The organism is Albibacillus kandeliae, assembly GCF_003116585.1.
GTDB lineage: Bacteria > Pseudomonadota > Alphaproteobacteria > Rhodobacterales > Rhodobacteraceae > Albibacillus > Albibacillus kandeliae.
Genome location: NZ_QEHM01000001.1, coordinates 105,344 through 117,635, shown reverse-complemented (window position 1 = coordinate 117,635; position 12,292 = coordinate 105,344). Strand labels below are relative to the sequence as shown.

Here is a 12,292-nt window from a genome sequence, read left to right as displayed (position 1 = left end):
CTCACCCGCGCGCCTGCCCCGCCGTAAAGCGCTGGGACAGGACCCGCAGCACCAGCCAGTCGGTGACCGTGTAGATCAGCACGATGATCAGGCAGCAGGCAAAGACCATGGTCGCATCCGACGTGGTCTGAGAGCGCGACAGCTGGAACCCCAGCCCGGACCGCGCCCCGAACAGCTCGGCCACGAGGGCGATTTTCCAGCATATCCCGTAGGCCACCCGCAGCCCCGCGATCAGGAAGGGCGCGACCAGCGGCACCGACAGCAGCCGGAACCGCCGCCAAGCATTACGGGTCAGGCTGTGGCCCAGTTCGTCCATCTCGGGATCGATCTGGCGGAAGCCCGCCAGCGCGTTGATCAGGCAGAACGGCAGGATGATCGCGACCTGAACGAACAGCACCGTCGGCGTCGAGATCTGGAACCAGATCACCCCGAGGATCGCCCAGCCGACAGAAGGAAAGGAGTTGAGGAAGGTCAGGATACGCCGCTCCACCGCCTCGTCGAGGATCGGAAAGCGCCGCACCAGCGCGGCCACCAGAATGGCGATGGTCATTGCCAGCACCACCGAGAGCACCACCCGCAGCAGGCTGATGCCCGCGTGGGCCATCAACTCCGGCTCGTAGAGGAACCGCGCCGTCGCCTTCAGCACGGCAAGCGGCCCGGGCAGCACGTATTCCGGCAGCCCGTGGGCCACCCAAGCCCATCCCCCGATCAGGAGGACAAGGCCCAGCGCGGCGACCATGCGCTGCGCCCCGAGGGAAGCGGTCTGACTATGCACGGGAATACCTCCGGTCGAGCTTGCGCTGCATGGGCCTGAAGATCACTTGCTCGCAGATCACCACGAACAGCAGGATGAAAGCGATCACGGCAAAGATCGTCTCGGTATCAAGCTCTTGCCGGGCGACGTTCAACAGGTAGCCAAGGCCCGCGTTGCCCCCGAACAACTCGGCCGTGAGCACGACCTTCCAGGAAACGCCGAAACTGGTGCGCAGCGCGGCAAAGAAGTAGGGCACCAGCAGTGGCAGGACGATGCGTGCGAAGCGCCGCAAGGGGCTGCGGGTAAAGCTGAGCCCCATTTCCATCATCTCGCCGTCCAGTTGCTGAAGCCCGGTCCGCACGTTGATGGCGGTAAAGGGGATCAGGATCATGGTCACTGCAAAGATCACCGTGACATCGTTCAGACCGAACCACAGCAGGGCAAGAAACAGCCATCCGATACCCGAGAAGGCGTTGAGGAACGGGGTCAGCAGCCCGTCGATCAGCAACCGCGTCACACTCAGGTAAGTCGAGGCGAAGGCCAGTGCGCACCCGATGACAAAGGCGAGGACGATGGCGCAGGAGATATGCGCGATCGAGACCAGCACCTGTGTCATCAGGTAACTATCCCCCGCGAAATCCAGCATCCTGAGGAAGACCGGAACGGGCCCGGGCACCTGATAAGGCGGCACGATCTGGGAATACCCCCACCATGCAAGCAGCGCGGCCAGGGTGAACAGATGAGCGACCCGCGTGCCGGTCAACAGCCGCGCGGGTCCCGTCCTGGAGGTCTTGGGGCCGAGGCCGCCGGCTTGCGCCGGCGCCCCCGTTGCCGGTTTCGCCATCATTCGGAAACCTGCGACCAGACCATATCTTCCAGCGGCGGGAAGCTCTCGAGCGCGCCGATCTTCTTGGCTTCGGTCCAGAGGTACACCAGCGCTTCCTTGTCCTGCGGGATCAGGGTGCCGGGGAAGTCCATGAACTTGGTGAACCAGATGTCGAAGAAGGCGGGGTCGATGTCATACTCCTTGCCCACGGCCGCATAGACCTCTTCCGGATGCTCAGACACATAGGCGCGGCTGGCCTGGATCATCCGCAGGAACTCCTTGTAGAGCTCGGGCGAAGCGTCAAGCTTGTCCGCGTAGCCCGCCAGCACGGCCGAAACCATCTGGAGGCCCGTCTTTTCCTGCAGCGCCTGCGAGGTCTGCACCAGCGGGATGAAGTCGCCGCTCTGCATCGCCTGGAAGGCCTGCGAGTGGATCAGCGTCGCGGCCTCCACCTGCCCCGTCGACAGCGCGGCAGGCATGGCCGGTGCCGGAGTCTCGACAAAGTTGATGTCCCCGCCCTTGAGCGAGACGTCCATTCCGTAGACCTCGGCCAGCGCGATCCGGACCAGCGTGATCCCAGCCGATCCCAGCGAGTAGACCGCCAGCTTCTTGCCCTTCAGGTCCTCGACCGAGGTGATGGCGCTGTCCTTGGGCACCCAGATGGCCGACCCCTCGCCCACATCGCTGGTGCGCAGGCCCGCCGCGATGATCTTCAGCGGCAGGCCCTTCTCTACCGCGCGCGGGATCGCCATGCCCGCGGTCATCACTACGTCATAGCTGCGACCCACGGTGGCTTGAATCAGCGCCGGGATCTCCATCGCGGTCGCGTCGATCTCGATCAGGTCCGACGTGACCTTGCCGTTGTTGATCGCCCACATGGCCGCCTCGATGGAGGGATCGGCGAGGTGGGCGAAGGTGATGGTTTCCTTGGCCGAAGCCGGGGAGAACAGGCCACCCGCGACAACGGCGGCGGTGGCGAGAATTCGACTGAGTTTCATGGCAGTTCCCTGTTGTTTAGATCTTATTGGTTTCACGGCGGATGGCCCCGCCACGTCGTGGGGCGCGATCACGCGTCGACGGTCTCGCCCTCTTCAAGGCGCTCGAACACGCTCACCAGGTGGGCCCGCAGGCGCAGCAGTTCGGCATCCTCCTCGGGCACGCGCGGACGCGGCGCATCGACGGTGACGATTTCCTCCACCCGCGTCGGCTTCTTCGACAGCACGACGATCCGGTCGGCGAGGTACAGCGCCTCGTCGATGTCGTGCGTGACGAACAGCACGGTTTTGCCCGACCCCGACCAGAGATCGACGATCTGCTTGCGCAGCCGCGTGCGGGTGGTGTGATCCAGCGCCGAGAAGGGCTCGTCCATCAGGATGATCTCGGGATCGAGCGCCAGCGCGCGGGCAATCGACACCCTCTGACGCTCACCACCGGACAGCATGACCGGCATCTTGTGCCCGTCCTGCCCCAGCCCGACATGCGCCAGTTCCTCCCGCGCCCGGGCCAGCCGCGCCTCGCGGCTCACCTCGGGCTTGCGCATCTCGATGCCAAACGCCGCATTCTCCTCGGTGGTCTTCCACGGCAGCAGACGCGGCGACTGGAACACGAAGGCCGTGCGCTCCCAGGCTTCCTTGGGCGACTTGCCCCCCACGCTGACCGTGCCGCCCTGAACCGGCAGCAGGTCCCCGATGAGCCGCAGCGCGGTGGACTTGCCGCAGCCCGAGGGCCCCAACAGGCAGACGAACTCGCCCTCGGCCACGTCAAAGCTCACGTCTCGATAGATCTCGCTGCCCGAAAGGACGAGCCTTACCCCGGCAAAGGAAATGGCCTTCTGTGCCATGTACGGGACTCCCTGCTGCTTGTCTTGCTATTGGGACGACGATGACCGTCATGCCGAATCCGGTCAATGTGCCGGGCGGGTCCGTTCCCTGCCCGGTTGGCGCGCCCCTGGGAACCGCGGCGACCTGCGGACTTGATCCAGGGGAAAGAATCGGACACTATTTTATGCCTAAAGCTTTTCGGGCTCGACGCGGCGACCGGAGCGCTACTTGCTGTCCCGCGCTTCCCATTCCAGCCAGAGACTCCGGTGGTCGAAGTAGGTGCCGAGCTTCTGGCGCCCGGCGAAATACTCCAGTGTCATCTCCATGAACCGCCGCGCCGCAACCGTCAGGCTCCGCCCGCTGGGATAGACCGCGTAAAGGATCGCAGGCGACGGCTGCCAGCCGGGCAACAGGTGCACCAGACGGCCATCCTCGAACTCCTTCTCGACGGTGTAGAGCGGCAGCGGTGCCATCCCTGCCCCCATCCGTACCGCGGTCTGGACAGCCGAGAGCTGCGTGGTGCTCAGCACCGGCTCGAAACGATGGGTATAGCTCCGTTCGCCCTTCTGGAAACGCCAGCTGAATGCCGAGGATTTCGGGCCAAAACCAACGCAAGGCAGCCCCCGCAGGGCCTGCGGTTCCTCGGGCAGGCGGCGGTCCCGGCAGATATCGGGATGTGCAGTCAAAACAAAGGGATTCACGAACAGACGGCGTGCCACGATATCGACATCGGGCAGCGGGTCGAAGGCAAAGTGAAAGACGAGGTCCGCCGAGACCGCGCGCGGGTCGAGCAGCCCGGTCGATGCCTCGAGATGAAGCTGGACGTTGGGCTCCCGCCGGATGAAGTCAGACGCCATCGGCTCGATCAGAACCTCGCCCATATGCGGCGGATAGATGATGTGGAGGAATCCCGCCGGCCGCTCCCGCCTGCGGTCGGCAAGGTCGAAGATCCGGTCGGCGGTATCGACCAGCGTCGCACAGCGCGTGTGGCACTCACGCCCGAAGTTCGTCAGCGAGAGCCCCTGCGACGTGCGGTGGAACAGCGGCGATCCGAGCCGCGCCTCCAGCTCGGCGATCCGCCGCGCCAGCGTCGACTTGGGGATCCTCAGCGCCCGCGACGCCGACGAGACCCCACCGAAGTCGACCACCTGCTTGAACAGGTACATGTCATCAAGTCCGCGCATTTACCGTCCCATTTTTGGAACACTAGAATCTCGATCTCGGGCCGGGAGTCCAGAGCTTGCGGTGCTAACAATTGTGCAAATCCGCCGAGAAGGGAACCTGAGCGCATGACCGACACCGTTTTTGAAACCAGATTTGGGCCCGTCCGGGGCCGCGACGATGGCGATTGCATCCATATCGCCCGCCTGCGCTATGGCGCGGCACCGACCGGCGACCGGCGCTTTGCCCCCCCGCAGCCCGTCGCGCCGTGGGACGGAGAACTGGACTGCTCGGCGGCGGCCTCCCCCATCCCACCGCAGCTGCCCTCGCGGCTCGCCAAGGTCATGGGCGACTTCCCGGCGGAGCAGGACGAGGATTGCCTGCATCTCGATATCTGGACGCCGAAAGGGGCAAGTGGCCTGCCAGTCCTCGTCTTCCTCCACGGCGGCGCGTTCATGACCGGTGGCGGTGGCCTCTCTTGTTACTCGGGCGGGGCGTTGGCCGCCCGCGAGAACATCGTGGTGGTCAATGTCACCTACCGCCTCGGCGTGCTCGGCTTCCTGCCGATCCCGGGCATCGCCCCGGCCAACCTCGGGCTGATGGATCAGGAACTGGCCCTGCGGTTCACCCGCGACCATGTCGCGGCCTTCGGGGGTGACAGCGCCAACATTACCGTCTGCGGCCAGTCCGCCGGTGCCTACTCCATCGCCGCGCTGATGACGCGCAACACTGCGCCCGACCTCTTCGACAAGGCGATCCTGATGAGCGCGCCACTGGGCATCGCCGCCGACGCACCTGCCGCCCGCCAGCCTGCCGCCAAGGTGCTGCTCGACGCGCTCGGCGTCGCCGAGGGCGATCTCGCCGCCGCCCGCGCTGCCCCGGTCGAGGCTTTGCTGAAGGCACAGGTCGCCATGCTGACCGCTCAGAGCCGGCAGGCCGACAATGTCACGCCCCCCTTCATGCCCACGGTCGATGGCGATTTCATCGCCCATGACCCGGTGGACTATCTGAAAGCCGGCAAAGCCGCCTGGTGCCCCACGGTGCTGGGCGTCACCCGCGAGGAACACGCGGCCTTCCACTTCCAGGATCAGGCCTTTGCCGCCAACGCCAGTGCCCTCCTCCGTCAGCGCTTCGCCGAGGATTACCCGGACAATACCGAAGGGGCTCTGGCCCGCGCCCGCGCCATGCGCAACCCGCCGGACGACCGCGCCGTACTGATCGACTACGGCTCGGACAAGCGCTTTGTCGAAGCTACCTTCCACTGCGCCGACGGCCACGTGACGGCGGGCGGCAAAGCCTGGACCTACATCTTTGCCTGGCAGTCGCCGAACGCCGAGATCGCCGCCTGCCACTGCATCGACTTGCCCTTCCTCTTCGGCAATCTCGCCGACTGGAACGGCGCGCCGATGCTCGCGGGGGCCGACGGTTCCGAGATGGATGCCGTCGCAAGGTCCTTTGGCGGAGCTTTCGCGGCCTTCGCCGGCACCGGGGCGCCGAACGGGTCCACCGGCCTGCCCTGGCCTGCGTACCAGCCCTCGGGAATCGCGCTGTCCTTCGACCGCAAGATCACGCTCACGGTCCAGCCACCGTCTCTCTGACAGGATCTGCGATCAACCGGACCGGCGCTACCAGCAAGGGCGCCGGTCGTCCCGCCAGGGAAGTCCTCAGCCCAGCGCGCGGAGGTAGTTCACCACCGCCGGACGCACTGACTGTTCGCCGCTGTCACGCGCCTCGTTGATCACCTTGCGCAGTTCGACCAGATCGACACGGCGCAGCAGGCTCTTGACCGGACCGATGGAGGCGGGCCGCATCGACAGCATGCGGATGCCGATGGCCGCGAAACAGGCCGCCTCGATGGGTCGCCCCGCGTCCTCGCCGCAGAAACTCAGCGCCGTGCCCGATTCCTCGCAGCGCTCCACGATCCGTTCGATCAGGCTCAGGAAGCTGACGTTCAGCGTGTCGTAGCGGCGGCGCACCCTCTCGTTCTCGCGGTCGGCGGCAAAGAAGAACTGCTTGAGGTCGTTCCCGCCGATCGACAGGAACTCCACCTCGTCAAAGAACTTCTTCGGTGCGAAGGCGAGCGATGGCGTCTCCAGCATCGCCCCCACCTCGATGGTTTCGGGCAGGACGTGGCCAAGGATCTTCTCGCGCGCGATGGTCTTGTCCAGCTCGGCCCGCGCGGCGCGGTACTCCTCGAACTGCGCGACAAAGGGGAACATCACCGTCAGGGGCCGCCCCTTGGCCGCGCGCAGCAGGGCCTGCAACTGCATCCGCATCACGCCCGGCTTGTCGAGCCCGACACGGATGGCCCGCCAGCCCAGCGCCGGGTTCGGCTCGTCGTTGGGCTTCATGTAGGGCAGAACCTTGTCCGAGCCGATGTCCAGCGTCCGGAACACCACCCGCTTGCCCTGCGCCGAGTCGAGCACGCGCGAATAGAGCGCGCTCAGCTCCGACCGCTTGGGCATCTGGTTGCGCACGAGGAACTGCAGTTCGGTCCGGAACAGCCCCACCCCCTCGGCGCCGGAATGCTCCAGCGAGGGGAGATCGGCCATCAGACCGGCATTCATGTGGAGCCCGATGGTCGTGCCACACAGCGTCGTCGCGGGCTTGTCGCGGATCGAGACAAAGCGCTCCTGCGCTTGCGCCTGCATGGCGATCTTGTCGCGGAAGGCGCTGACCACCGTATCGTCGGGCCGCAGGTGCACGAGGCCCTGGTCCCCGTCGACCATGATGTGATCGCCGTTCAGCGCCTCGGTGGTGATCCGGTGCGCGTGCACCACCAGCGGGATCGCCAGCGCCCGCGCGACGATGGCTGCGTGGCTCCCGACCGAGCCTTCCTCGAGCACGATGCCGCGCAGCGACCGGCCATATTCCAGCAGTTCGCCCGGCCCAATGTTGCGCGCGATCAGGATCGGGTCCGGCGGCATCTCCGCCCCGGTCTCGGCCCCCTGCCCGGTCAGGATACGCAGCAGCCGGTTCGACAGGTCATCGAGGTCGCTCAGACGCTCGCGCAGGTAGGCGTCCTGCACCTGCTCCATGCGCGCCCGCGCCTGGCTCTGTTCCTTCTCCACCGCCGCCTCGGCCGACAGGCCCCGACCGATGTCCTCTTCCATCCGGCGCATCCAGCCCTTGGAATTGGCGAACATCCGATAGGCTTCCAGAACCTGGATCTGTTCCTTGTCGGCGGTCTGGGACATCTCCAGCATCTTGTCGACGCCGACCCGCAGCTCCTCCACCGCCTCATTCAGGCGCAGCAGTTCCTTCTGGGGATCGTCCGCGATGGGATTCGCGACCACCACTCGGGGCTCGTGCAGCCAGACATGGCCCTCGGCCGCGCCCTCCTGCCCGGTTCCGCCCCGAAGCAGCACCGCCTGCTGGTGCCGTGCCGACAGCGCCGCGCCCTCGCCCACAAAAGCGCCAAGCTCGGTCATCTCGGCCAGCACCATCGCCACGACTTCCAGCGCGTACTGTTCGTCTTCCGAGAACTCCCGCGCATCGCGGGACTGGACCACCAGAACGCCAAGCTTCTCGCCCAGCCGCTGGATCGGTACGCCGAGGAAGGAGGAATAACGCTCTTCCCCGGTCTCCGGCATGTAGCGGAACCCCTTCTCGGCAGGGGCATTCGGGGTGTTCACCACCTGCCCGGTCCGCGCGACACGACCGACAAGGCCCTCGCCAAGGCGCATACGGGTCTGGTGCACCGCCTCGGGCTTCAGGCCCTCGGTGGCGCAAAGCTCCAGCGTCTCCTCGTCGCGGAACAGGTAGACCGAGCAGACCTCGGTCCCCATGCTGTCGGCGATCAGATGCGTGATCTGGTCCAGCCGCGCCTGCCCGGCAACGTCGCTGGCCATCGTATCCCTCAGCCGCCTCAGCAGCTTGCGGCTCTCGGTCTCCGTGCGCTCGGACATGATGTTGACCGGCGTCCCTTCACAACTTCAGGCGTCTCTCCCGGCCCAGGACTATAGAGCACATACAGGCGGAAAGAGAAACGGAATTACCGCCCTCTCCTTGCGGAAAGCAAGAGCGGTTCGATGAATAGCAGTCGGCAGTCAGGAAAAATGCTTAGAAATCAATCGCGGCCGGGCACGCATACAGCGCGCCGCGGCCCCGCGGGCCAGTTCAGGCCGCCTTATCCAGTTCGAACGCGTCATGCAGGGCCTGAACGGCAAGTTCCATGTACTTGCGGTCGATCAGGACCGAGATCTTGATCTCGGAGGTGGTGATCACCTTGATGTTGATGCCTTCCTGCGAGAGCACCTTGAACATCTTGGCCGCCACGCCCGTGTGCGAGCGCATGCCGATCCCGACCACCGAAACCTTGCAGACGTCGGTATCCGCGACGACTTCCGAGAAGTTCAGAACGCCGCCGGTCTTGGCCTCGGCCAGCGCCTTCTCGGCCCGTTTCACCTGGTCGGTCGGGCAGGAGAAGGTCATGTCGGTCCGACCCTCTTCCGAGATGTTCTGGACGATCATGTCCACGTTCACCCCTGCATCGGAGAGCGCGCCGAAGATGGTCGCCGCGATCCCCGGACGGTCGGCGACCGAGAGAAGGGTCAGCTTGGCTTCGTCACGCGAATGGGCCACACCGGCCACCACATTGGATTCCATGATCTCATCCTCATCACAGACGAGCGTCCCCGCTTCGTCGGACTGTTCTTCGAAACTCGACAGCACCCGCAGGCGCACCTTGTAGCGCATCGCCAGCTCGACCGAGCGGGTCTGCAGCACCTTGGCCCCCAGCGAGGCCAGCTCCAGCATTTCCTCGAAGGCGATCTTGTCCAGCTTGCGCGCTTTCTCGCAGATGCGCGGGTCGGTGGTATAGACGCCGTCCACATCCGTATAGATATCACAACGTTCGGCATTGAAGGCCGCCGCGAAGGCAACCGCCGTGGTGTCCGAGCCACCCCGGCCCAGCGTGGTGATCCGGCCCTCGGGGCTGACACCCTGGAACCCCGCGACCACGGCCACCTTCATGCCCTGCGCGAAGCGACCCATGATGTTGTCCGACGGGATTTCCTCAATGCGCGCGGCGCTGTGGCTCGACGTCGTCTTGACCGGCACCTGCCAGCCCTGCCAACTGCGCGCCGGGATATCCATTTCCTGCAGGGTCAGCGCCATCAGGCCGGCGGTGACGTTCTCGCCGCTCGACACAACCGCGTCGTATTCACGCGCATCGAACATCGGCGAGGTCTCGTTCACCCAGCCGACCAGTTCGTTGGTCTTGCCGGCCATGGCCGAGACGATGACGATCACGTCGTAGCCCTTGGCCACCTCGACGCCCACGCGTTTGGCAGCCCGCTTGATCCGGTCCAGAGTTGCGACCGAGGTGCCACCGAATTTCATCACGAGAACGGGCATGAGACTTCCCTAAATACGTAGAACGCGCACGCTTTACGCAAGGCGCGGGACAAGAGCAACCGGAATCAAATGGGCGCCCCCACCCGAGACCTCAGCGATCGTGCATGCCCTTGCCCTCGAGGATGCGCGGCGTGGCCTTGTCGATGCGCCCCTCGCGGGTGGCGGACTGCTTGGCCCCGGAGAAATGCAGCACGTAGCCGCGCTGCCGTCCCGGGGTCAGCTTGTCCCAAGCCTCGCGCAGGTCTTCCTCGGTCTCCAGCCGCTCGACCAGTTCCTGCGGGTAATCCAGATCATCCTTGGGGAATACGACCTTCAGGCCAGCCTTCTCGTTCTCGGCAGCCTCGCGGATGTAGTCGGCGAGCACCCCCGCCCGCTTCTCCAGTTCCGCGACCTCGGTGAACCGGAACAGGCGGACCGAGCGCGAGTTTTCGCCCGGCGCTTCAAGGATGCCTTCCGGATCCTTCAGCAGAACGCCCTTGAAGAAAGACAGGACGCAGCCGTCCTTCAGCCCCCAGACGGTCGCGACGTTGCCGCCCTCGATCGTGTAGCAGGGTGAACGCCACTTGAACTCTTCCTGCAGCGGACTGTCCTGCAACAGCTTCCGCAGCGCCAGCAACTCCAGCTTCCAGTCCTTTGCCCCGGCGTAGAACGCCTCGACCCTGTCCGACGATCCCGACATGCTGGTCCTCCCCTGTCGGGCGCACCTTCGCCAAGTCGTCGCAACTTGTCTACCTTGGCGGCGGACCCTCGCCGTCAGTAGGGATGCGCGCGGCCGTCCCAGGTCTCGAAACAGCCGGTCGTGGTAAGCGACAGGTGGTCGAACCGCCCGGCCAGCCCTGCGGCGGCCTGCGAGACGGTGATCTCCGCCGCCTGCCCGCCCATGTCGGTCTGCACCCAGCCCGGGTGGTAGATGCCCACGGCGATGCCCTGGTGCTTGAGGTCGCTCGACAGGTTCCGCCCAAGGTTCAGCGCCGCCGCCTTGGAAGCGCGGTAGATGTAGCTGCCGCCCGGCGCCCGCTCGTGCGAGGCCATCTGGGACGAGATGATGGCGATCTTTGCATCCTTTGCCAGCCGCAGGTTCGGCAGCAGGGCCTGCACGGTCAGAAAGACGCCGGTCACGTTCACCGCGAACTCGCGCGCCCACATGTCGGCGGGAAAGCCGCCGTCAAGCTTCTGCCCCTTGTCGAGGTAGACGCCCGCATTGCAGATCAGCAGGTCGATCGGCTGACCCTCCAGCCGCTTGCCCAGCGCGGCCTGCTGGCCGGGGTCGGTCACATCGAGCAACTCGTCGCCAGAGCCGTCGCGCGCCGTTCCAATGACCGTATGGCCCGCGTCGCGATAGAGCGCCGCCAGCGCCTGCCCGACGCCGCGATTGGCGCCGGTGATCAGTACCTGCATCAGTTTGCCTTTCGATCCGGAAGGAAGGGCAGCGGCATCACGGGCACGCCGTCCTCGATCAGCGACCGGGCCTCGTCGAGACGCGCCTCGCCGTGAATGGGCCGCTCGGGCGCATCGCCCTCGTGCATGGCCCGCGCCTCGCGCGCGAAGTCGCGTCCGACATAATCCGAGCTTTCGGCGATCTTGCGTTTCAGCTCGGCAATCGCCTGTTCGGCCGGGCTCGCCGGGGCGCTCAGCGGGCGCTCTGGCTCGGCCTTGCCCGCATTCACGCGGGGCGCCATCACGGCCTTCTCTACATCCGAACCGCCGCAGACCGCGCATTGCACCATGCCCGCACGCGCCAGCTTGTCGTAGGCTTCAGCGGACTGAAACCAACTGTCAAAGCGGTGCCCATCGGCGCATTTCAACGAATACTGGATCATCTGTCGGCTCGATTAGTATCTTGATTCATAAAATATTCATCGAGCCGTCAACTTCAAGTCGCGCTAGCGCAAACCGCGCGGATCGAAATCCCGCAGCAACCGGGCCAGTTCGGGTTCCGCGACGCGGGCCGCGGCCTTCTTGGGCGAGAACCACTTCTGCCGCCGCTGTCCCTTTTCGGGAAAGTTCGCCGAGACCGAACGCACCGGCAGCGGATAGACCATCACCGCGCAGGGCTGTCCGACCATGCCGGCGGTCCACTTGGTATAGGTGTAGATGCCGACACACTGGTCCAGCGCGGTACCGACAACGCCCGCCTCTTCCCAGGCCTCCACGGCAGCGGAATGGTTCGGCTCCATCCCCTCGACCGGCCAGCCCTTGGGAATGATCCACCGCCCGGTGCGGCGGGTGGTGATGAGAAGGATCCGCAGCTTGCGTCCGTCCTGCCGGTAGCACAGCGCGCCGTACTGGCTGCGCATGACCAGACCACGCGCGGCGAAGGGCTGGATCAGCAGTTGCTTGGACATATGGAAGCACTCGGAATCACTTCATCTG

Annotated in this window: 12 protein-coding genes; 1 reads left to right on the top strand and 11 read right to left on the bottom strand. The window is 65.6% G+C overall.

The features are described from left to right. Position 1: 1 nt before the first annotated feature. The 5 genes from DDT93_RS00570 to DDT93_RS00550 all read right to left on the bottom strand — a co-directional run bounded on the left by DDT93_RS00570 (position 2) and on the right by DDT93_RS00550 (position 4,584). Entirely contained in the window at positions 2–775 is a 774-nt protein-coding gene (locus DDT93_RS00570) for an ABC transporter permease (protein ID WP_157960053.1), read from the bottom strand. After that, positions 768–1,517, bottom strand: coding sequence for an ABC transporter permease (locus DDT93_RS00565; protein ID WP_157960052.1), 750 nt, complete (start codon positions 1,515–1,517; stop codon positions 768–770). The genes DDT93_RS00570 and DDT93_RS00565 overlap by 8 nt, the downstream gene beginning before the upstream one ends. Positions 1,518–1,597: 80 nt before the next feature. Continuing rightward, complete coding sequence (locus tag DDT93_RS00560) at positions 1,598–2,578, bottom strand: ABC transporter substrate-binding protein (protein WP_109463848.1); 981 nt, start codon at positions 2,576–2,578, stop codon at positions 1,598–1,600. Between the two features lie 68 nt (positions 2,579–2,646). Continuing rightward, positions 2,647–3,420 carry an ABC transporter ATP-binding protein gene (locus DDT93_RS00555; RefSeq protein ID WP_109463847.1) on the bottom strand — a complete coding sequence of 258 codons (774 nt, stop codon included), beginning with the start codon at positions 3,418–3,420 and terminating at the stop codon, positions 2,647–2,649. A gap of 204 nt (positions 3,421–3,624) precedes the next feature. Beyond that, a complete protein-coding gene (locus tag DDT93_RS00550) occupies positions 3,625–4,584 on the bottom strand; it encodes a LysR substrate-binding domain-containing protein (protein ID WP_109463846.1) in 960 nt (319 codons plus the stop codon). A 105-nt stretch (positions 4,585–4,689) separates the two neighbouring features. On the opposite strand from DDT93_RS00550, the gene DDT93_RS00545 reads away from it, so the two are divergent. Next, entirely contained in the window at positions 4,690–6,159 is a 1,470-nt protein-coding gene (locus tag DDT93_RS00545) for a carboxylesterase family protein (protein ID WP_109463845.1), read from the top strand. A 66-nt stretch (positions 6,160–6,225) separates the two neighbouring features. Here the strand turns inward: DDT93_RS00545 and ptsP are convergent, their stop codons facing one another. The 6 genes from ptsP to DDT93_RS00515 all read right to left on the bottom strand — a co-directional run bounded on the left by ptsP (position 6,226) and on the right by DDT93_RS00515 (position 12,264). Next, positions 6,226–8,469, bottom strand: a complete 2,244-nt coding sequence (ptsP, locus tag DDT93_RS00540) for a phosphoenolpyruvate--protein phosphotransferase (RefSeq protein WP_109463844.1) — start codon at positions 8,467–8,469, stop codon at positions 6,226–6,228. Between the two features lie 211 nt (positions 8,470–8,680). Next, positions 8,681–9,919, bottom strand: a complete 1,239-nt coding sequence (locus DDT93_RS00535; protein ID WP_109463843.1) for an aspartate kinase — start codon at positions 9,917–9,919, stop codon at positions 8,681–8,683. 91 nt (positions 9,920–10,010) lie between these two features. Continuing rightward, complete coding sequence (locus tag DDT93_RS00530; RefSeq protein ID WP_109463842.1) at positions 10,011–10,598, bottom strand: YdeI/OmpD-associated family protein; 588 nt, start codon at positions 10,596–10,598, stop codon at positions 10,011–10,013. Positions 10,599–10,672: 74 nt separating this feature from the next. Further along, positions 10,673–11,317, bottom strand: a complete 645-nt coding sequence (locus DDT93_RS00525) for an SDR family oxidoreductase (RefSeq protein WP_109463841.1) — start codon at positions 11,315–11,317, stop codon at positions 10,673–10,675. After that, a complete protein-coding gene (locus DDT93_RS00520) occupies positions 11,317–11,739 on the bottom strand; it encodes a DUF1178 family protein (RefSeq protein ID WP_109463840.1) in 423 nt (140 codons plus the stop codon). Before DDT93_RS00520 ends, DDT93_RS00525 begins: the two co-directional genes overlap by 1 nt. Before the next feature lie 63 nt (positions 11,740–11,802). Continuing rightward, positions 11,803–12,264 (bottom strand): NUDIX hydrolase, encoded by a 462-nt coding sequence (locus DDT93_RS00515; RefSeq protein ID WP_109463839.1) that lies wholly within the window; start codon positions 12,262–12,264, stop codon positions 11,803–11,805. Positions 12,265–12,292 lie beyond the last annotated feature (28 nt).

Coding starts and splice junctions, on each gene's coding strand:
- DDT93_RS00560 (WP_109463848.1), bottom strand. CDS start 2,578: ATGAAACTCAGTCGAATTCTCGCCACCGCCGCCGTTGTCGCGGGTGGC.
- DDT93_RS00555 (WP_109463847.1), bottom strand. CDS start 3,420: ATGGCACAGAAGGCCATTTCCTTTGCCGGGGTAAGGCTCGTCCTTTCG.
- DDT93_RS00550 (WP_109463846.1), bottom strand. CDS start 4,584: ATGCGCGGACTTGATGACATGTACCTGTTCAAGCAGGTGGTCGACTTC.
- DDT93_RS00545 (WP_109463845.1), top strand. CDS start 4,690: ATGACCGACACCGTTTTTGAAACCAGATTTGGGCCCGTCCGGGGCCGC.
- ptsP (WP_109463844.1), bottom strand. CDS start 8,469: ATGTCCGAGCGCACGGAGACCGAGAGCCGCAAGCTGCTGAGGCGGCTG.
- DDT93_RS00535 (WP_109463843.1), bottom strand. CDS start 9,919: ATGCCCGTTCTCGTGATGAAATTCGGTGGCACCTCGGTCGCAACTCTG.
- DDT93_RS00530 (WP_109463842.1), bottom strand. CDS start 10,598: ATGTCGGGATCGTCGGACAGGGTCGAGGCGTTCTACGCCGGGGCAAAG.
- DDT93_RS00525 (WP_109463841.1), bottom strand. CDS start 11,317: ATGCAGGTACTGATCACCGGCGCCAATCGCGGCGTCGGGCAGGCGCTG.
- DDT93_RS00520 (WP_109463840.1), bottom strand. CDS start 11,739: ATGATCCAGTATTCGTTGAAATGCGCCGATGGGCACCGCTTTGACAGT.
- DDT93_RS00515 (WP_109463839.1), bottom strand. CDS start 12,264: ATGTCCAAGCAACTGCTGATCCAGCCCTTCGCCGCGCGTGGTCTGGTC.